We start from the raw sequence: 22,754 nt of genomic DNA, 5'->3' as shown, positions 1-22,754 counted from the left end.
GCCTCAGACCTCCACTGACTTTTCTTTATCTTTTCGGGCGGCCGGGCGGGTACCGGCCAGCATTTCGCGCTCGACCATGTCCCCCATGGCGACAACGATCCTGCGCGGCTCTTCGTAGGGATCGCGGGCGTGGGCGGCGAGCATGTTGTCGAGCATCACCACATCGCCCCGGCGCCAGTCGAAGCGCACCGCGCAGTCCTCGTAGGCGCGGCCGATGACGGCCATGGTCTCGTCATCGATGGCGCCGCCATCACCGAAGTACACCTGGCGCGGCATGCGCTCCGCCCCGACCAGGTCGAGCAGGTCCTCGCGCACCTCGGGCAGCAGGCAGCTCACGTGGTGCAGTTGCACCTGGTTGAAGAAGACCCGCTCGCCGGTAAGCGGGTGCACTATCACCGCCGGGCAGCGGCTGCGCGTCTGCAGCGTGCGCTCGTCCAGCCAGCGCCAATCGGTGCCCGCGGCGGCGAGTCGCGCCTCCACTTCCGCGCGGCTGTCTGTCTTGAAGAAGTCCTGCCAGCTGACATCCAGCCCCGGCAGGAAAGTGCGCACGTACAGCAGTTCGCGCCGCGCGAACTCCTCCACCAGCGGCGGCGGCAGTCGGCGCAGCATTTCGCGGCAGTCGACGATGGGAGTGGCGCCGCCGACCCGCGACGGCAATTCGCAGAAAAACCACTGCTTGCGCGGCCAGCGCTCCAGGTGCGAGCTCTCGTTGTGGTAGAGGATCATCTGCCGCTCGGGATAAGGGGTGGAGCGGTAGATGTTGCGGCCGCCCTTCTTTTTCGGCAGGTCGCCGTAGCTGCCGTGCAACCCCGGTTCCATGGCTTCGGCAAAGGCCTCGAACTGCTGCGGCGTCTCCAGGCCGAAATTACGGAACAGGATGCCGGCGTGGCGACGCAGCGCCGTCTCGATAAAGGCGCGCTGCTGCCCGGCCCAGGCGACGGCGTCGATATCCGGGCCGCCGGCCTCGACTACCAGCGGAAATTCCCGCCCCGGCTGCAGGAATGAAGTCGCTATCTGCGCCGGCGCAGCGGCGGCCTCGCAGACCCCGCCGCCGGCGATCCTGCGGAGTTTGTCCAGCTTGGCGCTCCTGCCGCCCTTGCCCGTCTTGTCACCGGGAGATGCGGGAGCGCCACTTGGCGGCGGCTGCACCGCGGCGGGCAGCAGTTGTTCCAGCGGCGCCTCCGGTTCGGCGGCGACGCGCAGCAGCAACTGGTACCAGTCTTCGGCGACGCGCCCGATGGTCTCGCGCCGGTAGCGAGCCGTCGCGTAGACCCACGGGGCGCGGAATCCGCCGGCGTCCCCGCGGACAAACACCGCGAGATCGAATTTGGACGTGGCGACAGCCGCCGGCACCAGTTCGATGGAAAGGCCGGGAATCTCGAAGTGACTGCGCGGCGTGTTCTGCATGACGAACAGCACCTGTACCAGCGGATTGCTGCCGCGGCTGCGCGGCGCGCCGGCGTGCTCCACTATCTGGTCGAAGGGCACATGGCGGTAGTCGAAGGCGGCCAGGCTGCTCTCGCGGGTCCTGTCCAGCCACTGGGCGAAGCTCAGGCCCGGCTGCAGGTGCGAGCGCAGCGGCACCACATTGACGAAGAAGCCGATCAGGTCTTCCAGGTGGGGATGGTCGCGCCCGGCCAGGTCGGTGCCGATCACCAGGTCGTCCGCACCGGCGCGCCGGTGCAGCAGGGCGGAGAAAGCGGCCAGCAGCAGCGTGAATTCGGAACTGTCTTTGGCCCGCCCCAGGCGTGGCGGGGCCGCGCCCGCCCCGCCGGGGATATCCACCTCCGGGGCGGCGCCGCCACCGGCGCCCGCCGTATCCTCCGGCAGCTCCGGCGGCAGGGTGGACAGCGCCGGGGCGCCGTCGAGATAGTCGCGCCAGAAGTGCGCATCCCGCCCGGCCGAGGCCTCGAGCCTGCGCCGCTGCCACAGGGCGTAGTCCGCGTACTGCACCGCCAGCGCGGGCAGCGCCGGCGCCGCACCTCCACTCAGGTCGCGGTAGATGGTGGCGAATTCCCGCGCGAACACGCCCTCGGACCAGCCGTCGAAGGCGATATGGTGCACGCACAGCAACAGCGCGTGGCGCTCGGGGCCGAACCGGAGCAGGCGGCAGCGCAGCAGGGGGCCGCGGGCCAGGTCGAAGGGGCGCGCGGCCTCCTCTGCCAGCGCGCGCTCCACGGCATCTGCCTGAGCGCCCCCCCGGGCAAAAAGGTCCCCTTTCAGCGCGCCGGACAGGTCCGCCACCGGCAGCGCCACCGGCGCCGCATCCCGGATCACGGCCACCGGGTTGCCCTCGTCGTCTTCCGGGTAAACGGTGCGCAGTGCCTGGTGGCGCGCCACCAGGGTGTCGAGCGCGGCCCGCAGTATGGACAGGTCCAGGCCGCCATGGAGGCGCAGGGCCCCGGCCATGTTGTACGCCGGCGCCTGCCCGGCCGCGGCCATGCGCTCCACCAGCCACAGCCGCTGTTGGGCCGGGGCCAGCGGCACTGTCGCCCCGCGTTCCAGCGGCGCCAACGGCGGCTCATCGCCCGGCGCCAGCGGCACCAGGGTCTGCAGGTGTTCCGCCTGGCGTTGCAGGGTCGGGTATTCGAAGATGTTGCGCAGGGCCAGCTCCCGACCCATGGACTGGCGCACCCGCGAGGCCAGCATCGCGGCCAGCAGCGAGTGACCGCCCAACTCGAAGAAGTGGTCCTGCCGGCCGACGGGCCCGGCGCCGAGCAGCTGCTGCCACAGGGCCGCCAGGGCCAGCTCGGTTTCCCCCTGCGGCGCTTCGGCAGCGGCGCGGCGCACAGGCTCTATCGGCGGCAGCGCCTTGCGGTCCAGCTTGCCATTGGCATTCAGCGGCAGCGCCTCCAGCTCCAGCAGGGCGGCGGGCACCATGTAATCCGGCAGCTGTTCGCCGAGTCGGGCGAGCAGTTGCGCGCTGTCGATCGCCTGCCCGGACCTGGTCGACACATAGGCCAGCAGCCGCTCGCCAGCGGCCACCACCGCCGCCTCGCGCACCGGCGCCTGCGCCAGCAGCTGCGCCTCGATTTCGCCGAGCTCGATGCGCAGGCCGCGGATTTTCACCTGGTGATCGACGCGGCCCAGGTACTCCAGCTGTCCGTCGCCGTTCCAGCGCACCAGGTCACCGGTGCGGTACAGGCGCTCGCCGACACCGGCACCGGGCGCCGCCACGAAGCGCTCGGCGGTCAGGTCCGCGCGCCCAAGATAGCCGCGGGCCAGCCCCGCGCCGCCCAGGTAGAGTTCACCGGTCACCCCCGGCAACACCGGGTTGAGATCGGCATCCAGCACCCAGGTCTCGAGCCCCGCGATCGGACGGCCGATGGGCGGGGTGCCGGCAGCCCCCCGGCGACAGGTCCAGTGGGTGACATCGATGGCCGCCTCGGTGGGGCCGTAGAGGTTGTGCAGTGCCGCCCGGGGCAGGCGCGCAAACACCGCTTCCTGCGCCTGTGCCGGCAGCGCCTCGCCGCTGCAGACGATATGCCGCAGGCTGCCGCAGCTTTCCACGCCGCTCTCCTCCAGGAAGGCCTGCAGCATGGAGGGGACGAAGTGGACGGTGGTGATACCCCGCTCCCTGATCAGCTCCACCAGTCGCGCCGGTTCGCGGTGCTCCCCCGGTCGCGCCATCACCAGGCGCGCCCCGGTCACCAGCGGCCAGAAAAATTCCCACACGGAGACATCGAAACTGAACGGGGTTTTCTGCAGCACCCGGTCCGCACCGTCGAGGGCATAGGCGTCCTGCATCCACTGCAAGCGGTTGTGCAGCGCACTGTGGCGGTTGGCCGCGCCCTTGGGCTCACCGGTGGAGCCGGAGGTGTAGATCACATAGGCGAGGTTTTCCCCGTGCAGCGCCACCTGCGGATTGCCATCGGGCGCGCCACCCAGGTCCAGGGTGTCCAGCGCCAGCAACTGCAGCCCCTCTCTCTCCGGCATCTGTGCGACCAGATGACTCTGGGTAAGCAGCAGTTCTATGCCGCTGCCCTCGATCATTCGCGTCAGCCGCTCGAGCGGATACTCGGGTTCCAGCGGCACATAGGCGCCGCCCGCCTTCAGGATCGCCAGCAGGCCCAGCACCATTTCCAGCGAGCGCTGCGCGGCGATACCCACCCGCACTTCGGGCCCGACACCCAGCTCGATCAGTTGGTGCGCCAGGCGGTTGGCGCGGCGATTGAGCTGGTCATAACTCCACTGTTCACTGCCGAACTCCACCGCCACCGCATCGGGAGTCTGCCGCGCCTGCCGTTCGACCAGTCGCTGCACCGGCTGCACGTCCGCGCAACGCGCTTCGCCGCGGCCCCACTCGCGCAGCTGCCGCCGCCCGGCCTCGCCCAGCAGGTCGATATCGCCGAGCGCGGCTTGCGGCTGCGCACTGAGGGCTCCCAGCAACAGCAGGTAGTGATCCGCCAGACGCGCGATGGTGGCCGGCTCAAACAGCTCGGCGGCATAGGTAAAGGTGACACTGAGGTGGCCGTCGGCGCCTTCGCGGGTGTCCAGTGCCAGTTCGAACTGGGCGTCCCCGGCGGGCATCTGCCAGTCCGTGGCGGCCAGGCCGGTGTGGCGACTGAAGGCCCCGCGGTCTTCGCGCAGGTGGTTGAACATCACCTGGAACAGGGGGTTGCGGGCGGCGCTGCGCTCCGGGCGCAACGCCTCCACCAATTGGTCGAAGGGCAGGTCCTGGTTTTCCTGCGCACCCAGGGCACTTTCCCGCACCTGTGCCAGCAGCTGTTGCAGGCTGGTGCGCCCGTCGATGCGGCTGCGCAACACCAGGGTGTTGACGAAGAGTCCCACCAGTTGGCGCAGCTCGGGGCGGGGGCGGTTGGCGACCGGCACGCCGACGCGGATATCGCCCTCGCCGCTATGGCGGTGGAGCAGCGCCTGCAGGGCGGCCAGCAGCGCCATAAACAGGGTGGTATCGGTGCTCTCCGCCAGGCGCCGCAGGCCCGCCTGCAGGCTGTCGGGAATCAGGAAATGGTGCCGTGCGGCGCGGTAGCCCCCTTCACCGCTGGAAGCGGCCGAAGACCGGCGCGCGTGGTCGACGGGCAGCAGCAGCGGCGGGTGTTCACTGCCCAGCTGAGTACGCCAGTAATCCAGCTGGCGCTCGCGCGTGTCGCTACCCTGCCACTCCCGCTGCCAGTGGGCGTAATCGGTGTATTCCAGGTCCACTGGCGGCAGCGCCGGTTCAGCCCTATCCAGGGCCGCGCGGTAACAGAGTGCCAACTCATCCAGGAGAATCTGCGTCGACACGCCGTCGGACACTATGTGGTGCATCACCAGGGCCAGGATATGCGCGTCGCCATCGAGGCGGATCAGCAGCATGCGGGCCAGGGGGCCGCGGCAGAGGTCGAAGGCCTCGCCGTCGAGCTGGTGCAGCAGTTCCCCGGCCCGCGCCTCCGCATCGGCGGCGCCGCACAGATCGACAAATTGCAGCGCCGGCCCGGCCCCGGATCTGGCCCGCTGGCGCACCTCGCCGTCCTCACCCTCGATGAATTCCGTGCGCAGGGATGGGTGCCGCCCACCCAGGACAGACACGGCCTCGGCCATGGCATCGGCATCGAGGGCTCCGGCGAGGTGCAGGGCACCGCGTATGTGGTAGGCGCTGCCGGATGGGTCCAGCTTCCACAGGAACCACTGGCGCAGCTGCGCCGGCGACAGCGGTTGCGACTGCCCGCCGCTATCCCGCGCCGGTATTCGCACAGCTTCGGCCGCGGCTCCACCGGAGCGGCGGCGGATTTCCGCCGCGCAGTCACCGAGACGCGGGCACTCGAACAGGGCGCGCGGCGAAAAGGCGATCTGCCAGCGCGCCTCTATGGCGGCGGCGACCTGCACCGCCGTCAGGGAGCTGCCGCCGGCGGCAAAAAAGTGTGTGTCGCGGCGGACAGCAGCGCTGTCGGTGAACCCCAGGCACCCGGCCCAGATTTCGGCCAGTGCGATTTCTTCCCGGTCCCGGGGGCGGTCGCCATCCGCGCTCGCTTCGCCGCCCAGCGCAAACTTCCCGAACTCATAGATTCCGAAGGCATCCAGGCTTTTCCCTTCCCAGCCCTGGCGGCAGCTGCTGCGCTGCAGCTTGCCGCTGGAAGTTTTCGGCAGGCCGCCCGGGTTCAGCAACACCGCCACCGTCAGCGGCTCGCCGCAGGTCTCGCTCACCGCCTCGCCCAGGGCCTGCACCAGCGCCTGTACCGATTCCCGCTTCTGCACGCCGCGGGAAACCTCCGCGGCCAGGCCTATGCCCTCGCCATCCGGCCCCGCCACCGCGAAGGCGGCGACGCGGCCCCTGCGCACCGAGGACACCCTGGCCTCGACGGCGGATTCGATATCCTGCGGGTAGAGGTTGTGGCCGCGCACTATGATCAGGTCTTTCACCCGACCGGCCACATAGAGCTGGTCCCGGTGGATAAACCCCAGGTCGCCGGTTTTCAGCCAGCGCCCGCCGTCGCGCTCGACGAAGGTTTCCGCGGTCTGGGCGGGACTGTTCCAGTAGCCCTGTGCAATGCTGGGGCCGCCGGCCCAGATTTCCCCCAGGGTGCCGTCGGCGCAGGCCTCCCCGCTGCTCCGGTCGCGGATGCTGACCAGGTGATCCTCCACCACGCGGCCACAGGCCACCAGCGTCTGCCCATTGGCATCCGGCAGTGCCTTTCCCTGCTGCAGGCTGCGCTCGTCGAAATTGACCGTGCCCATACCCGAACCCGGTTCACTGGCGCTCACCATCAGGGTGGCCTCCGCCAGGCCGTAGCAGGGATTCGCCGCAGAGGCGGCAAAGCCCGCCGCAGAGAAGCGCGAGATAAAGGCGTCCAGGGTCTGGTGGCGCACCGGTTCGGCGCCGGAGAAGGCGACGCGCCAGCTGGAGAGATCCAGGCGCGCTATCTGCGCCTCCTTGAGGCGGTCGACACAGAGGCGATAGGCGAAATCCGGCCCGCCACTGACGGTGCCGCGGTGGCGGGATATCGCCTCCAGCCAGCGGGCCGGGCGCTGCAGGAAAAACTGCGGCGACATCAATACCAGTTTGCCGCCGCGGTAGATGGGCTGCAGCAGCCCGCCGATCAGGCCCATATCGTGGAACAGGGGCAGCCAGGAGACGAAAACGTCATCGGCGGAAGTCGCCATGGCCCGGGCCATGGCCCGCTCGTTGGCGATCAGGTTGTCGTGGCTCACCATCACCCCCTTGGGGGCCGAGGTGGATCCGGAGGTGTACTGCAGAAAGGCAATCTGCTCACCGCCGGGGGAATGGGTGCTCCATTGATCTGCATCGGCGGTATCCACCCGGTCGACGGCGATGATGTCCGCATCGCCGAAGGCCGCCATCGCCGGGCCGACCAGCGCCAGCAGGTCGCCGCTGGTGAGAATGCAGCGAGCGCCGGCGTCGTCCGCAATGCCGCTCAGGCGCGCGATATGCTGCCGGCGCGCCGACTCCGGCGGAAATACCGGTACGGCGATCAGGCCCGCGTAGAGGCAGGCAAAAAAGGCCACCGCATAATGGTCGTCATTATCCAACAACAGCAGCGCCCTATCCTGCGGTGCAAAATTTCGCTGCAAGCGCGCGGCCAGGGCGCGCGCCCGCGCATCCAGCTCTGCATAGGTAACCGGCGTATCGACCGCCACACCATCGCGCTCGGCGGCCACCACCAGGGCAATATCCCGCGGCCGCGTCGCCGCCAGGCTGCGCAGGTGATCGACGATGTTGCGCAAATCGTGAAAGTCGCCCGGCTCGGCAGCCGCGGAAAAATCTGTCTGCGCTTCGGTTTTCATATCCATCTTTAACTCTCAGCGGAAAAGTTTTTTGTTGCCCGGTTATCGCGTCGCGGCGATTCCGAAATCGCGCCTGTCGGGAGAGTGAGGTTTTCAGTTCATGCGGCTTCTGCCAGCTGCCAGGCAATAGCGGCGGAATAATTGTCCGGCGCCTCCAGGCCGTGCCCGCACAATGGCAGCCAGCCTTCCATGTCGTGTCGCACCCGCAGCTCGCCGCCCGTGCAGCTGTGCACGGATACCCTGTGCAGGTGCTCAGGGATACCGACTCCCACGGCCTTCAGCACGGCCTCCTTCGCCACCCAGCTTCGGAAAAAAAACGGCGCCGGGATGTCTCCACCGGGTTCGCGACAAGCGTGCAGGAATGCCCGCTCCGACGCGGTAAAGGCGTAGTCGGCCAGCGCGTCCAGGCGCAGATCGCCGTTGTGCCATTCGATATCCACCCCCAGGGTGGCGATAGCCTCCGACGCGCCGATCGCGATCAGGGCGTAGCTGCCTGAATGGGATACGTTGAAGACCGGCGCGCGCGGCTCCGCGAGTCGCGGCTTGCCATTCGGGCCCGCTTCAAATTGCAGCGAAGCAGGCTCCCACTGCAGGCGCGCGGCCAGCAACCTTTTCAACGAGGCGCGGGTGGCGACGGCGCGCACGCGGTCCTCGTGCCGCGCGAGCTTCTGTGCCCGCGCCCGCTCGCCCTGGTCGAGCAGCTGCCAGTCCTCGGCGGCGACCGGCGCTGCCAGGTCCAGTGGCAACAGCCAGGCCTCGATGCTTCCGGGAAGGGCATCAGGCAGACACAGGGGCCGCAAGGCGATCCTCCTCCCGCACCAGCCTGCGCAGGCGCCGCTCGAGCGCCTGCAGCAACTGGGCCTCCTGCTGGCGAATAAAAAAATGTCCCCCGTCGAACCACTGCAGGGAAAATTCGCTCTCGGTCTCCTCCCGCCAGGCCTCCACCGCGGCCGGCGCTATCGCATCGTCGCGCCCGGCAAATACCTGTACCGGGATCTGCAGCGGCGCGCCCGGCCGGCTGTCGAGGCTTTCGCAAACCCGGTAATCCGCAGCCAGGGTATCCAGCGTCATGCGCAGCAATTCCGGGCTGTCGAATACCGCTGGCGGCGTGCCGCCCTGTCGGCGCAGGTCGGCGATCAGCGCGGCTTCGTCGAGGGTGTCGGGGTAGCGCTGCGGATCCCGGTGCGCCGGCGCCGGGCTCGCGGATACGATCAGCATCTCCGGCGCAGTGGCCCGCAACCGCTGCAGGCGCGCGGCGACGCCGAAGGCCAGCAGCGCACCCATGCTGTGTCCGAAAATGGCCCAGCGGCCGGGTGCGCGGAGATAGATCTCCTCGCAGAGCAGACTCACCAGCGCGCGGAAATCCTCCACAAAGGGCTCACCCAGGCGACTGCCACGGCCCGGCAGCTCCAGCGGCAATACGCGGATCCAGGCCGGCAACTGGCGCCGCCAGCGCAGGTACATGGTGGCGCTGGCACCCGCACAGGGCAGGCAGAAGAGATCCAGCGCGGGGCGCGCTGAACTCACTGGGCCGCCCCGGCAGCGCTTTCATTTGCGCCGGCGGATTCAGCCTGTTCGTCCATCCATTGGCGCAGCGACAGGGGGCGCATATCCGTCCAGGTTTCCCGCACATGGGCGAGTACGGATTCCTTGTCACCCTGCACGCCCTCGACGGCAGTCCAGCCGCCCGGCACGGGCTTCCAGTGGGGCCAGATGGAGTACTGCTCCTCGCCGTTGACCAGTAGGATGAAGGTTTCGTCTTCACGGTCGAAACAACTGGTGGATGTCATCGCTATTCCTCACTCTGAGCGGGTCGGCACCCCTGTGCCGCCCTGTCGGTATCTGAATCAGATGACGAGCGAGGCCGATGAGAATTTAGGGGAGAAGATAATTATCGGGAGAAATGATGAGATCCGCTCTCCGCATCCAAAGCGGCATCACGACATTTTTTCGTCGCAGCGGGCACAGGGATGCGGATACAAAGCCGGAATCTGTATTCGGGTGAAAAACTGAAGACAGGGGAAGGTCGAAGAAAGGTACCACTGCCGGCTGCAAACCGGCGCGCGGATCGATACTGAGCGTTAAATACTACTCAATCGTCATCGGAAGGCGGATCACTCTGCTCATCGCTGGTCGGCACCAGTCCGGTCACCAGCCACAGGGTGCGGGCCTGCTCATAGGCTTTCCGGTGTGCCGGCGACGCCAGCCAGTCGATCAAGGCTTCGCGAGCTGCATCATCCAGGGATTCCTCATGCTCGCGCATAAGCCAGTCCACGGCCTGGTTCCACGCCGCATCGCCGCATTCAATATCTGTCATACCGCACCCACCGTCTGGTCAATCAAGCTATACCTGTTCGACGATTCAGCATCGCCCCTGTTAAGGCGCTCACAAACAGGTGCGGGTGATTATAGCAACAGGTGCAACCGGCGGAGACATCGCCGCTCCTGATTCAGGAAGCGGATTCCAGTGCACTGCGACAGTGATTCAGGGCATCCCGGATCATGAAATTGACCAGCGTGGGAGAAACGCCCAGCATTTTGGCAATTTCCCGCTGGGTATGGCCACCCATGCGGTACAACTCGAAGACCCGCCGGGTGCGCTCCGGCAGCTCCCCCAGCGCGCGGGCAACCAGGTTCAATTCCTGGCGGCCGATGGAAATGGCTTCGGGGGTTCCCGCGGGTGAGGGCACTCCCTGGCCGGCCTCTTCCACCGCGAACACATTGGACTCCAGCGTACTGCGCCGGTAGTGGTCTATGGCCAGGTTTCGCACCATCCGGAAAACATAGGCCGCAGGCTCCTTGACCGAAAAAACCGTCTTCGCCTCCATGACCTTCAGGTAGGCGTCCTGCACCACATCCTCGGCCCTGTCCCGGCTCCCCAGTATTCTGGCCGCGGCCTGGCACAACTGACTGCGATGAGCGACAAAGGTATCCGCGAGATCCGGGAACTGCTCGTCTTTGCGCACCGTTAGGTCCTCCTGCCTCATGCTCGGATCGCACGAGGGCGCTTTAGAAATGATAATCATTCTCATTGTAAACAGCTCCCCGCGCCGAATCAATGGCTCGCGCTTTTTTATTGGCAGCTCGGGAAAAGCATGCGTGCTCGAACACACTCTCTGCGAATGGAAACATTTTATTCGGACAGCTGAAAAATTGACGTCCGATATCCGCTTCCACCTCGATAGACGAACGGGGAAATCAATTTTCCAAGCGGAGAAGTGGAGTTCGTCACAAACTCCAGATTACATTTCTATGTGGGTATTAGTGACTGAGCACCAGCAGCCAGGGACTCAGTTGCCGCGCGGTCGCGCCGTGGGCCTCGGCCATTTCGGCGAGGGTATTGATGGGATCATCGAGACGGTACAAGCCTGTGACACGCTGGCTGGCGAGGGGCTCCGCCACCCAAATCACACCGCTGTAATAACGGCGAAAGGATTCCACAACTTCGCTGATCGTCAGGTTGCGCGCAATCAGCTCCCCTCTGCGCCACAGCGCCATCTCCCCCGGCAGGGCCCGAGTCAGGCTGGCACCCCGCCCGCGGGTGACCGCCAGCCGGTCGCCGGCGCCGAGGTTATCCGAGACTTCAGGGGAAACACTCCTGTCCTCCACCCGCACGCACCCGTGGACCACGCTGACAACCGCACCAGCATCGGTTCTATCGACACCGAAGGCTGTTCCGAGAACCGTGGTGCGCGTTCCTCCCGCATCCACGGAAAAGGGGCGGCCGGGATCGGGCTGCACCTCGAAGAAGGCGCTGCCCTCGAGCAGCCGCACGGAACGCCCGCCGTCGGAGTAGGCTATATCCACGGCGCTTTCGGGGGCGAGAAACAGCCTGCTGCCGTCAGACAGCAACAGGCTCCGCTGTTCACCGGTACCTGTGAAAAAGTCGGCGGATAATCTCAGGGTGAGCTGCGGCAAAAGCGCCAGGGTCAGGCAGGCGGCCACCGCCAGGCTCGCGAGAGGCAGCCAGTTCGCTTTGCGGGACAGGGCCCGCCAGAAATGGGCGATTCCTTTTGCGTCGCGTCGCATTGCATCGGAATCGACAGGTATTTTTTTTCGCTGCCCCACCGATGCGGTCTCGGGCCACCGATCCCGCGTGGCCGGGGAGAGTGCGGCCATCCCCCTGTGGACACGCAGAGTGCGCGCCCAGACTTCGGCATTCAGGGCGCTGGAATCGAGCCAGGCACTGAACGCCCTCACCAGTTCAGCATCTTCCGGATCATCCGCCAGCAACACGGCCCAGTTGGCGGCCTCATCTTCAGCTTTGGCCAGCTCGGATTGATCAGTCATAGGTCTTTTCACTCTGCCACTTTGCCCCGCCCGCACTCGCCGCTCTCGACATACCGGGCCCGCATACCATACGGATGTTTCGGCACCAGAAACAGGCTTGTCATTTTAAGGACGTACCATCAGGCCTTTTTTCCAAAGGCCATAGCGGGCAGTTCGGGGAAATCAGGCGGAAGCAGTGGAGGAAAGGCGCCGCTGGCAGTGTTTGATACCTTCCTTGACCAGGTACTGTGCCATGGAGACAGAGATATTCATGTGGGCGGCTATTTCGCGCAGTTTGTAGCCCCCCAGGCGGTGCATCTCCACCGCCATTCGGGTGCGCTCCGGGAGCTCATCCATCGCCTCCTGCAATAGCTCCAGTTCATTGCGGGCCATGACTTCCTGCTCCGGCGCCGATTTCTCCGCCGGTATGGCCTCGACAATATCGTCCACATTGTGTGAAAAAAGCGCCTTTTCAAACTGCGCGCGACGACGGCAATCCAGCGCCAGGTTGCGCACTATGCGGAAGAGGTAACCCACCGGGTTGCTCCGCCATTCGTCCGACATGGCTGTGCTGAAGCGCATATAGGCATCCTGGGCGATATCCTCAGCGCGCCCGTCGTCACCCACAATACTGCTGGCGTAGCTGAGCAGGTCCCGCTGGTGTGTCGTGTACAGGTTGAGTATCTGTGCATCCTGCATGGTGGGTTGCCGCCAAATTGTCCAATTGCCAGGAGGGCATCTCGCCCACCACAAATGATAATGATTTTCATTTTATAGACGACTTCGTATCGTTGCAATACTAACTGGTCACCGACGTGGTCGGGTTTCTCGAAAAAATTTTGTAATTTTCTGCAGCTCATTCGTTGTTTTGGCGTGACAGAAACACCTGAGCTTCCAGATGAAGGCTCAATTATCTGAAAGCCCCAACAAGCTGTTGGAAATACGGATTGGCAACTGATGGAATTGACTGGATGGCGACTGCTCGCCCTGGCTGCGCCCGCCCTGCTCGGGGGCTATGCGCTGGCGACGGCGTCGGGCATCTTCCTGGTGGGCCTGCTGCCTGTCCCGCTCGGCGAAGCCGTACTGGCGGGTAACCTGCTCGGCTTCGCCTGTTACGCGGTAGCGGTAATCTGGGTCTTCGCCCTGCGCCGGCCGGTGCGGGCCTGGCTGCAACTGCTGCTGGCCAGCGGAATACTGGCCGCCAGCGGATTATTGCTGCGGGGGCAACTGCTTTGAAGGGTACCGAGAATTCGCAAGTCGCCGTCCCCGCACTGGGCTTCCGCCAGTCGATGACCGGCCTGCACACCTGGGCGGGGCTGGCGCTGGGCTGGGTGCTCTATTTCATATTCCTGACCGGCACCGCGGGCTATTTCGACACCGAGATCGATCGCTGGATGCAGCCGGAACTGCCCGCTCCCCAGATCGACCTGCCCGCGGCGGATACCGTCACAGTACTACTGGCGCGGCTGCAGCGGGAGGCACCGGCGGCAGAGCGCTGGTTCATCACCCTGCCCGCGGATCGCAATACCCCCTACCCGCAGTTCTTCTGGCAGGGCGCCAGCAGCTCCAGCAGCCGGCTGACGGTGGACGCCACCAGTGGGGAAGCATTCACCGCCCGGGACACCGGCGGCGGCCAGTTGCTCTACCAGATGCACTGGCGGCTGCATTACCTGCCCCGCAGCCTGTCGAATCCCGTCGTCGGTTTTGCCACTCTGTTTATGCTGGTGGCGCTGATCACCGGTGTGATCATCCACAAAAAGATTTTCAGGGATTTCTTTACCTTCCGTCCGGGGAAGGGCCGGCGCGCCTGGCAGGATGCCCATACCGCGCTGGGCGTAGTCGCCCTGCCCTTTCACCTGATGATCACCTACTCCGGCCTTATCCTTCTGGGCTTCTCCCTGATGCCATTAGTAGTGGCGGCATATTACGGCACCGATCCCAAAGGGCGGCAGCAGTTTATCGCCGACGCCTTCGACCCACCCGGGCTACTCGAACCGGCGGGCGTTGCCGCCCCGCTCGCGCCCCTCGGCCCGATGATCGCGACTGCGGAGCGCCGCTGGGGTGAAGGCCGCATCCTCTTTATCGATATCCGCCATCCCGGGGACCGCAATGCGCGGGTGCTGTTTCACGAGAATACCGACGACTCCGTGAGCACCGGGCGCGAACAGCTGGTCTTCGATGGCGCCAGCGGCGCGCTGCTGCACACACAGCCCCCCTCCGCCACGGCGACCGCGAACTCCGCCGCCAAGGGCGCCCGCGACCTGCTGATCGGCCTGCACGAGGGCCTGTTCGCACCCCCATTGCTGCGCTGGCTCTACTTTTTTTCCGGTTTGCTGGGCTCGGCCATGGCCGCAAGCGGACTGGTACTGTGGACGATCAAGCGACGCCAGCAGACGGCGCGCAGGGCCGGCGGACCGGGCGCCGGGCTGCTGCTGGTGGAAAGACTCAATGCCGGCGTGGTGGCCGGCCTGCCGATCGGCATCGCCGCCTACTTCTGGGCCAATCGCCTGCTGCCCCTGGACCTGGCCGACCGCGCCGGCTGGGAAGTGCACGCGATGTTTCTCGCCTGGCTGGCGATGCTGATCCACGCCGCCCTGCGCCCGCCGGCACGCAGCTGGGCGGAGCAGTTCGCCATCGCCGCCGGCGCATTCGGCCTGTTGCCGCTGCTCAACCTGTTCACCAGCGACAGCCACCTGGGCCAGAGCCTGGCCGCCGGGGACTGGACTTTCGCCGGCTTCGACCTGACCACACTCGGATTCGGATTGGCGTTTGCCTGGGCCGCCCGGCGGCTGTGGCAGGCACCGGAAACCGCGAGGCAATACAGCCCGCGAACGGCCATGGGAGAAAGCCTGTGATCCCGGCACTGCCCCTCATTACATTGGCTTTCGCCGCCGTGGGCTGCCTGTGCCTGGCCATGGAGCGCCACGCCCTGCAACTGGGCGCCAACTCCCGGCTTGTACAAAAGCGCAATTGGCTGCGCCGGAGCGGGTGGTTGCTGCTGGCCCTGGCGACAATGGTATCGGTGATCACCGGGGGTTGGGGCTTCGGACTGGTGGCCCTGCTGGGTTCTCTCAGCGCCGTTACACTGGCGGTTATCGGCCTGATGACCTACCGCCCCCGCTGGCTTATTTATTCCACTGGCGCCTGCGGAATTGCCGGCCTGCTGATGTCAGGGCCGGTAATCTGGCCCGGCATTTAAACGATGTTCTGTAACCAACTCGAAGGAGTGCGAATGACCTGTCGCAATTCACGGCCAGGCTTTTCTAAAACTTGTCTGTTGTTTTCCCTGACGGCCTTGCTGTTTTCCTCCAGCGCTGCGGCCCAGGCACAGGCCACCCTGCCCCACGACCTGAGTCCCTGGGGCATGTTCCAGCAGGCAGACTGGGTGGTGAAGGCGGTGATGATCGGCCTGGCACTGGCATCCATCGCCACCTGGACGGTACTGGTGGCCAAGACCCGGGAACTGCGGTTTTTACTCAGGCGACAGTTTCAGACCCTGGCGGTGGTCTCCAGTGCCCGGAGCCTGCAGGCAGCGCATGCGCAACTGGAGGGAGGCGAGGGCAATACAGAACTGACCCGCGCCGCTGCCGACGAGTTGCACCTGTCCACCGACACCCTGGCAGATGCGGACGGGGTCAAGGAGCGGGTGGCCTCCAGCCTCGAACGTCTTGAAGCGGCCAGCGGGAGGAAGATTACCCGGGGGACCAGCATTCTCGCCACCATCGGCGCCACCGCACCCTTTGTGGGATTGTTCGGCACCGTCTGGGGCATCATGAACAGCTTTATCGGTATTTCCAAAACCCAGACCACCAACCTCGCCGTGGTGGCGCCCGGTATCGCGGAAGCGCTGCTGGCCACGGCGCTGGGCCTGGTGGCGGCCATCCCCGCAGTGGTGATCTACAACCACTTCGCGCGCCGCATCGCCGCTTACAAGGCACTGGTGGGCGACACCTCCGCCGCCGTATTGCGGTTGGTATCCCGGGACCTGAGCCGCCACGCGACGGGCGGCCAGTCAGCCTTGAGCGGAGACTAGAAGATGCCCGCCCGGATACGCCACGACGACGAACTGGTAGAAAACCACGAGATCAACGTGACACCGTTTATCGACGTGATGCTGGTTCTGCTGATCATTTTCATGGTGGCCGCCCCCCTGGCCACGGTGGACATCAAAGTCGACCTGCCCGCCGCCACGGCGGAACCCCGACACGAGCCGGACAAACCTCTGTACCTGACCATCAACGCCGACCACAGCCTGGCCCTGGGCAATGAGCCCGTGACTCTGGAGGAATTGCCTGCAGCCCTGCAGGCGGCCGCCGACGGCAATACCGAGCGGCGTATTTTCCTGCGCGCCGACAAGACGGTGGATTACGACACCCTGATACAGACCATGAACCGGCTGCGTGAAGTGGGCTACCTGAAAGTGGCCCTGGTGGCCCGGGAAGGAAGCAGTTCGTGAAGGGACGCCCGGCGCACAGATCGCGCCCCCCGCTGACAGGCCCGCGCCCGGTAGACGGAAGCGCGCCAACCTCTCCCATTCCGCTGTCGATAGTGCCCGCTATTTACACCGGCCGACGGACTGGCCCCACTGCGAAAAAACCTTTCATCGGCGAAGAAACGGCGCGCTGGCTGTCATCCCTGTTGATAGTGCTGGCCGTCTACGCCGTACCCTTCGCCTGGTGGTTGAGATCCTCACCGGCACCTGAAGTCAGCGCACCGCCGGCAGCGGCCATGGTGGTGGAGCTGGCGCCTCTCCCCGCGGCTCCGCCACAACCGGCAGAAATCCCCGTAGATAATGAGCGGCCCGAAGAAACCCCGCCGCCAGAGCCGGAACCTCAGAAGGCGGAGCCCGAACCGGAACCGGTGCCCGAAGTCGAAAAAGCGGAGGCAGTCATTCCGCCCAAAGAGGCCCCCCCGGAAGAGGAGGATCCGCAACCGCCGGAAGAGTCGCCCCCTCCACCCAGCGCATCCCAGGAGGCTCCACAGGTAGACGATGTAGCCGCGGCGCCAGTCAGGGGGGTGCCGTCCCCCGGCCTCGATGCAAGCCGCATACCGAGCTGGCAGAACCAGCTGATGCTCAGGCTCAACGAGGCCAAGCGCTACCCGACCCGCGCCCGCCGCTACCGCCAGGAGGGCGTTACCTATCTGCGCTTCACCATGGACCGGGATGGCAGGGTGCTGGAGAAAAGCATTGATCAGGGCTCCGGGTACCGGTTGCTGGACAGGGAGGCCCTGGCGCTGATAGAGCGGGCCCAACCCCTGCCCAAGCCGCCAGAAGCGTTAAAGGGGGATACGCTGGAATTTGTCGTGCCGGTGGAATTCTTTTTGAACCGTTGATGCCAACCTTTCCGACACCGGTTCAGAACATACCGGCTGGTGAAGAGATTGATAAATGTCGGCCGAATGGCCGGATACACCGCCCGCCATCCCGGGATTGAAAACTGGCAGCGCCTTTCATGAAGCTACAGATAGCGCTGCCAGAACTCCGCCTGGCCATATTCCTCATCCAGCGCGTAGGGCCTGAACCCACATTTGCGATAGGCGATCTGCGCCGGCAGGTTTTTCTCCAGCACTTCCAGGGTCAGCTTGCAACAGCCGCGATTTTTCGCCTCGCGCGCGACCAGGTCCAGCATATCCGTGCAGACGCCGCTGCCGCGCGCACTCTCGCTGACAATCACATCGTGAATATTCACCAGTGGTTTGCACACAAAGGTGGAAAAACCCATAAAGCAGTTGACCAGTCCCATTGGCCGGCCGCCGCGGTAGGCCAGCACGCTGAAGGCGCCGGGAATGTCGGCCAGTTTCTGCAGCAACTGCTCGCGACAATAATCGGACAGCGGCTCGCCGCCACCGAAGGGATCGCGCGCATACTCCTCCATCAGCGCCAGGATATCCCGTGCGTGCCGATCATTGCGGTAGTCCGCAATCAGGGTGGTGGTTGCCGCTACTGTGTCGGTCATCGGTATTTCCAATTTTTGTGTAGTTTCCTGCTAGTGGGCCGTGCGGGAAGTTCGCTAACAAAAGAGCACAGCCAAAGCGTTCAGATCAAGGCGAGAAAGCGCAGGAATAGCAGCGTTATTTCAAGCTTTCTCAACGCAGAGCTGGGCGCTTTGGCGACGCGAACTGTTACACAACTTTCCGCACGGCCCACTAGTCCCCGGTTTCAGACTCATCCGCTACAACATTCTCGTCAAAGCGGTGCAGGTAGTTGCGCAGGCGGGTGCGCTGCGCCAGCAACCAGCGCACGCGAATCCTATGCCGGCACAGCGGGCTGGCGCGGTAGGAAATACGCCGGCGCTTACCGGCTGCGCGAACTCTTCTTCTACCCATGGCTTCCACCCTGCGAGGTTAAGCTCCCAGACTAACAGATTGCCGTGCCCGAATTCACGAACAAGTCGCTTGGCCACCGCCAACAAAGTCGCTATGCTGCAAGCCTAATGGACAAACAGTCACATTAGGAATCCCAACTTGCGCCCGCTCAAGCATCTCTTACAAAACAATAGACACTGGTCTCTCGCCACCCGCGAACAGAAACCGGACTTCTTCCTCAAACTCTCCGAACAGCAATCCCCCGAATATCTGTGGATCGGCTGCGCCGACAGCCGGGTGCCGGCCAACGAAATCGTCGGCCTGCTGCCGGGAGAACTGTTCGTACACCGCAACGTGGCCAACGTGGTGGTGCACACGGATCTCAACTGCCTGTCGGTATTGCAGTACGCGGTGGAAATCCTCAAGGTCAAACACATCATCGTCTGCGGCCACTATGGCTGCGGCGGTGTGCAGGCGGCGCTGCACAACCAGCAGCTGGGGCTGATCGACAACTGGCTGCGCCATATCCAGGATGTGCGCGACAAGCACCACACGCTGATCGACCTCTTCCAGCAGCAGGAGCGCACCGACCTGCTGTGCGAACTGAACGTGCTGGAGCAGGTGATCCACGTGTGCCAGACCACCATAGTGCGCGATGCCTGGCGCTCGGGACAGAAGCTGTCGGTCAACGGCTGGGTCTACGGCCTCAAGGACGGCCTGGTGACGGACCTGGGTATCTCCATGACCCATCCCGGGGAGATCGCCGAGGTCTATCACAGTGCGCTGACCAATATCGCCCAGCGCGACAACGAGTAGCGACTTCCCCGAATATTTTCCTTAATATTCCCCGTCCAGATTTTTCGTCAACCCGGCCGCCGCCGGGTTTTCTATAGATGACCGGGGGAACAATGGCCGATTACCGCGTTTGGGAATGCCAGATCTGTGGCTGGGTTTACGACGAAGCCAAGGGTTGGCCCGAGGACGGTATAGCGCCCGGCACCCGCTGGGAGGACATCCCCGACGACTGGTGCTGCCCCGAGTGCGGTGCGGCCAAACAGGACTTCGACATGGTCGCGGCAACGCCGGATCAACAGCCGCAGGAGACGGCTCCTCTCGCCGCGCGCGAACGGGATTCCACTGCCACAGCACCGAGCGCGCCCGCTGAGGGCGACGGCTACCGCATCTGGGAGTGCATGGTTTGCGGCTGGGTCTACGACGAATCCAAGGGCTGGCCGGAGGACGGCATTGCCCCGGGCACCCGCTGGGAGGATATCCCCGAGGACTGGAACTGCCCCCAGTGCGGCGTGGGCAAGGAGGAGTTCGATATGGTGCTGGTGTCCGGGGCCGAGCCGGCACCGGCACCCACCGTGCCCGCCGACGGTGAAATTCCCTCCGGCGGCGAGCCGGTGGTGATCGTCGGCACCGGTCTCGCCGGCTACAACCTGGCCCGCGAGTTCCGCAAACTGGACCAGTCGACACCGCTGCTGCTGATCACCGGCGACGACGGCACCCTCTACTCCAAGCCGCTGCTGTCGGCCTCCCTTGCCCACGGCAAGACACCGCAGCAGCTGGCCAGCGCCTCCGCCGAGGAGATGGCGCGGGAGCTGAATGCGGAGATTCTGGTACACACCCACGTGACCGATATAGACGCCGAGTCGAAAGTCCTGACCCTGGTGCCAGAGAACGGCAGCCACAGCGCGGAACTGCGTTACCGCAAGCTGGTCTTGGCCACCGGCGCCGGCTGTCGGGCCCTGCCCGCCATCGACGGCGACGGCCACTCGCGCCTGTTCCGCATCAACAGTCTCGGCGACTACCACCGCTTCCGCACCGCCATGGTAGGGCGCAAGCGCGTGCTGCTGCTGGGCGCAGGCCTGATCGGCTGTGAGTTCGCCAACGACCTGACCCAGGCCGGCTTCGCGGTGCAGATGGTGGATCCGCTCGACTGGCCCCTGGCCAGCCTGCTGCCGGAAGCCGCCGGCCGCGATATCCAGCGCACGCTGGAAAGCCACGGCGTGCGCTTTCACGGTAATGCCCGGGTCACGCGCCTGGAGCGCAGTGACAGCGGCATTCGCGCACAGCTGGACAACGGCGAGTGTATAGAGGCGGATATCGCCCTGGCCGCCCTGGGCCTGCAGGCCAATACCGGCCTCGCCGAGGCGGCCGGCCTGAAGGTCGAGCGCGGTATCGCGGTCGACCGCCAGCTGCGGACCAGCGATGCCCATATCTACGCCCTCGGCGACTGCGCCGAGGTGGATGGCCATCTCCTCTACTTTGTCGCGCCGCTGATGGCCTGCGCCCGCGCCCTGGCCAAAACCCTGGCCGGCACCCCGACGCCGGTGCACTACGGCGCCATACCGGTAGCGGTCAAGACCACCCTGCGCCCCACCACCGTCTGCCCGCCGCGCCCCGGCGCCGAAGGCAGCTGGCATATCGACAGCGCCGAGAGCGGCGTGCGGGCGGAATTCCGCGGTGCCGACGGCCGCCTGCTGGGCTTCGCCCTGACCGGCGCCGGCATTGCCGCTCGGGACCAGCTGACCGCCGAGTGTGCGCCCCTGATGGCCGAATAATGCCGTAGGGAGCGCCGCGGGCCCGCAGTCCACTTCGGTCCTTAGGTGGTGCGCACGGCGCCCCCTACGTAGACAGCACACAATTCCGGAGACCAAGCGCGATCCCGGAGACAACACACAAGCCCGGAGACCACGCGCAAACCCGGAGGCAAAACGCGCAATAAGGGCACTTTTGCCGTAGAATGGCCGCCAGCACAGATTTTGCACAAAAATTAAACGACGGTATGACCACAGAAAGCAGCCAAGTCCTCACTCCCTCGGCCGATCAGGGTCGCGCCCTGCGCGACACCCTGGGCCACTTCGCGACCGGTGTCACCGTAGTCACCACCCGGGATGCGGCCGGCCAGCCGGCGGGTATGACCGTCAACAGCTTCAACTCCGTATCCCTGGATCCGGCCATGGTGCTGTGGAGCATCGACAAACAGGCACTCGGCTACCAGGCCTTCACCGGCCAGGAGCACTTCGCGGTGCATGTGCTGAAGGCCGACCAGCAGCATATCTCCAACCTCTTCGCCGGCCGCGGCGCCGACAAGTTCGGCCAGGTGCACTGGCGCACGGGCCCGGACGGGATACCGCAACTGGAAGGTTGCGCGGCCTACTTCCACTGCCGCCGGGTGCAGTGCATCGACGGCGGTGACCACACGATACTGCTCGGCGAGGTGCTGGAGTTCACCGCCGGCGGCGGCGAACCGCTGGTATTCCACCGCGGCCGCTACCGCGCCCTGGCCGGTGACTGACCCCCCCAGCACACCTGAAGGCCACTTTTAGTGCCAATTGATCTAAAAACAACCAGCTCACTGGTCGCACTGTAATCCCGGCGTCATACTTCATAGGCAGGCTGAAGCCGATCAAGCTATCGGGGCAGAGATTCATGCAGACACCCGGCACCCTCTTCTGTTTCGCCCACCGCGGCTACCGCCAGCGGGCCACGGAGAATACCCTGCAGGCCATAGCGCACGCGCTGGAATTCGATGTCGACGGTATCGAGATCGATATCTGGAATGTTGGCGGCCAGCTGCTGGTCAAGCACGACCGCCGCCTGGGGCGCCTGATTGCCGGCAGCGAGCTGCTCACCGACATGTGTCCCCAAGCCCTGCGCGAGAAGCTGCTGCCCTGCGGCGGCCGGGTGCCGACACTGCGCGAAGTGCTGGAACTGGTGGGCAACAATGCGCAGCTGAATATAGAGATCAAGGGCAACAACTGCGCGGCACTGGTGGCCTCGGAGCTGGAATCCTACGTCTGCGACAGCGGCGCCTCCTTCGAACAGTACCTGATCTCCTCCTTCGATCACCGCCAGGTCTACGAGAGCCTGCAACTGCTGCCGGAAGTCCGCCGCGGTGTACTGCTGGCCGGTATTCCCCTGGATCTGGCCGCCTGTGCCGAACCGCTCAAGGCCTACTCGATGCACCTGAGCCTGGACTTCGCCGACGCGAACCTGATCGCCGACGCGAAAAAACGCGGCCTGAAGAGCTATGTGTTTACCGTCAACAACTCCGATGACCTGGCCCTGGTCGCCGCCATGGGCGCGGACGGCGTCTTTACCGACGAACCGCACTTGGTCATGGAATACAATGCGTGTATTACCACCGATGCGCTGGTGCAGCAGCTGCAGACGGGTGACAGCGATATTTCGCAGGCACCGTAATAGAAATCGGCAGCCCTGATCCCCAAAAAAAGAACGACACAAGATACCGGCATTTATAGGCCGGTATAAGTTTGCAGGCGCAACTTTGAATTAGCACCCCCCTTCGACTCCGTCACTCCTTTCCACTGGGGCGCCCGGTTTATTTCAGTGTCACAAGTAAAGCAATAAACGTCATATGGCGGAACGATGCCATCGCCAATTGCCCGCATCCATAAACTCCA

The 22,754-nt window shown here is 65.2% G+C and carries 20 protein-coding genes; 10 read left to right on the top strand and 10 right to left on the bottom strand.

The features are described 5' to 3' along the window. Window positions 1-3 precede the first annotated feature (3 nt). The 8 genes from IG627_RS08725 to IG627_RS08690 form a co-directional block, all read right to left on the bottom strand. Window positions 4-7,752, bottom strand: a complete 7,749-nt coding sequence (locus tag IG627_RS08725) for a non-ribosomal peptide synthetase (RefSeq protein ID WP_193191967.1) — start codon at window positions 7,750-7,752, stop codon at window positions 4-6. Between the two features lie 92 nt (window positions 7,753-7,844). Continuing rightward, window positions 7,845-8,546 carry a 4'-phosphopantetheinyl transferase family protein gene (locus tag IG627_RS08720; RefSeq protein WP_193191966.1) on the bottom strand — a complete coding sequence of 234 codons (702 nt, stop codon included), beginning with the start codon at window positions 8,544-8,546 and terminating at the stop codon, window positions 7,845-7,847. After that, window positions 8,524-9,273: a thioesterase II family protein gene (locus IG627_RS08715; RefSeq protein ID WP_193191965.1), complete on the bottom strand. Its 750-nt coding sequence runs from the start codon at window positions 9,271-9,273 to the stop codon at window positions 8,524-8,526. The genes IG627_RS08720 and IG627_RS08715 overlap by 23 nt, the downstream gene beginning before the upstream one ends. Further along, entirely contained in the window at window positions 9,270-9,536 is a 267-nt protein-coding gene (locus tag IG627_RS08710) for an MbtH family protein (RefSeq protein WP_193191964.1), read from the bottom strand. The genes IG627_RS08715 and IG627_RS08710 overlap by 4 nt, the downstream gene beginning before the upstream one ends. Window positions 9,537-9,838: 302 nt before the next feature. Next, window positions 9,839-10,063: a FecR/PupR family sigma factor regulator gene (locus IG627_RS08705; protein ID WP_193191963.1), complete on the bottom strand. Its 225-nt coding sequence runs from the start codon at window positions 10,061-10,063 to the stop codon at window positions 9,839-9,841. 133 nt (window positions 10,064-10,196) lie between these two features. Then, window positions 10,197-10,712 carry an RNA polymerase factor sigma-70 gene (locus IG627_RS08700; protein WP_319024530.1) on the bottom strand — a complete coding sequence of 172 codons (516 nt, stop codon included), beginning with the start codon at window positions 10,710-10,712 and terminating at the stop codon, window positions 10,197-10,199. Between the two features lie 295 nt (window positions 10,713-11,007). Continuing rightward, entirely contained in the window at window positions 11,008-12,036 is a 1,029-nt protein-coding gene (locus IG627_RS08695) for a FecR family protein (RefSeq protein ID WP_193191961.1), read from the bottom strand. 162 nt (window positions 12,037-12,198) lie between these two features. Beyond that, the gene (locus tag IG627_RS08690) at window positions 12,199-12,714 is read right to left on the bottom strand and encodes an RNA polymerase sigma factor (RefSeq protein ID WP_193191960.1); all 516 of its coding nucleotides are present in this window, start codon (window positions 12,712-12,714) and stop codon (window positions 12,199-12,201) included. A 258-nt stretch (window positions 12,715-12,972) separates the two neighbouring features. Between IG627_RS08690 and IG627_RS08685 the strand changes: the two genes are divergently transcribed. The 6 genes from IG627_RS08685 to IG627_RS08660 all read left to right on the top strand — a co-directional run bounded on the left by IG627_RS08685 (window position 12,973) and on the right by IG627_RS08660 (window position 17,349). After that, window positions 12,973-13,251, top strand: a complete 279-nt coding sequence (locus tag IG627_RS08685; RefSeq protein ID WP_193191959.1) for a hypothetical protein — start codon at window positions 12,973-12,975, stop codon at window positions 13,249-13,251. Next, the gene (locus tag IG627_RS08680) at window positions 13,248-14,870 is read left to right on the top strand and encodes a PepSY-associated TM helix domain-containing protein (protein WP_226864862.1); all 1,623 of its coding nucleotides are present in this window, start codon (window positions 13,248-13,250) and stop codon (window positions 14,868-14,870) included. Before IG627_RS08685 ends, IG627_RS08680 begins: the two co-directional genes overlap by 4 nt. Then, the gene (locus IG627_RS08675) at window positions 14,867-15,214 is read left to right on the top strand and encodes a DUF3325 domain-containing protein (RefSeq protein WP_193191958.1); all 348 of its coding nucleotides are present in this window, start codon (window positions 14,867-14,869) and stop codon (window positions 15,212-15,214) included. Before IG627_RS08680 ends, IG627_RS08675 begins: the two co-directional genes overlap by 4 nt. 96 nt (window positions 15,215-15,310) lie before the next feature. Next, a complete protein-coding gene (gene exbB, locus IG627_RS08670; RefSeq protein ID WP_226864861.1) occupies window positions 15,311-16,048 on the top strand; it encodes a tonB-system energizer ExbB in 738 nt (245 codons plus the stop codon). A gap of 3 nt (window positions 16,049-16,051) precedes the next feature. Then, window positions 16,052-16,471, top strand: coding sequence for a TonB system transport protein ExbD (exbD, locus tag IG627_RS08665; RefSeq protein WP_193191956.1), 420 nt, complete (start codon window positions 16,052-16,054; stop codon window positions 16,469-16,471). 92 nt (window positions 16,472-16,563) lie between these two features. Continuing rightward, a complete protein-coding gene (locus tag IG627_RS08660; RefSeq protein ID WP_193191955.1) occupies window positions 16,564-17,349 on the top strand; it encodes an energy transducer TonB in 786 nt (261 codons plus the stop codon). Between the two features lie 125 nt (window positions 17,350-17,474). On the opposite strand, the gene IG627_RS08655 is transcribed toward IG627_RS08660, so the two are convergent. Continuing rightward, window positions 17,475-17,972, bottom strand: coding sequence for a GNAT family N-acetyltransferase (locus tag IG627_RS08655; protein ID WP_193191954.1), 498 nt, complete (start codon window positions 17,970-17,972; stop codon window positions 17,475-17,477). 190 nt (window positions 17,973-18,162) lie between these two features. Continuing rightward, complete coding sequence (locus IG627_RS08650; protein WP_193191953.1) at window positions 18,163-18,342, bottom strand: hypothetical protein; 180 nt, start codon at window positions 18,340-18,342, stop codon at window positions 18,163-18,165. 138 nt (window positions 18,343-18,480) lie between these two features. On the opposite strand from IG627_RS08650, the gene can reads away from it, so the two are divergent. From can to IG627_RS08630, 4 genes are all read left to right on the top strand, one after another. Continuing rightward, on the top strand, window positions 18,481-19,137 hold the full coding sequence (gene can, locus IG627_RS08645) for a carbonate dehydratase (RefSeq protein ID WP_193191952.1): 657 nt from the start codon (window positions 18,481-18,483) through the stop codon (window positions 19,135-19,137). Between the two features lie 92 nt (window positions 19,138-19,229). Next, window positions 19,230-20,888, top strand: coding sequence for an FAD-dependent oxidoreductase (locus IG627_RS08640; protein WP_193191951.1), 1,659 nt, complete (start codon window positions 19,230-19,232; stop codon window positions 20,886-20,888). Between the two features lie 224 nt (window positions 20,889-21,112). Beyond that, window positions 21,113-21,625 carry a flavin reductase family protein gene (locus tag IG627_RS08635; RefSeq protein WP_193191950.1) on the top strand — a complete coding sequence of 171 codons (513 nt, stop codon included), beginning with the start codon at window positions 21,113-21,115 and terminating at the stop codon, window positions 21,623-21,625. A gap of 134 nt (window positions 21,626-21,759) precedes the next feature. Beyond that, window positions 21,760-22,533, top strand: a complete 774-nt coding sequence (locus tag IG627_RS08630; RefSeq protein ID WP_193191949.1) for a glycerophosphodiester phosphodiesterase — start codon at window positions 21,760-21,762, stop codon at window positions 22,531-22,533. The last annotated feature ends 221 nt before the right edge of the window (window positions 22,534-22,754 follow it).

This window comes from Microbulbifer taiwanensis, assembly GCF_014904815.1.
In the GTDB taxonomy this organism is placed as follows: domain Bacteria; phylum Pseudomonadota; class Gammaproteobacteria; order Pseudomonadales; family Cellvibrionaceae; genus Microbulbifer; species Microbulbifer taiwanensis.
This window is presented reverse-complemented; position numbering and strand designations above follow the sequence as displayed.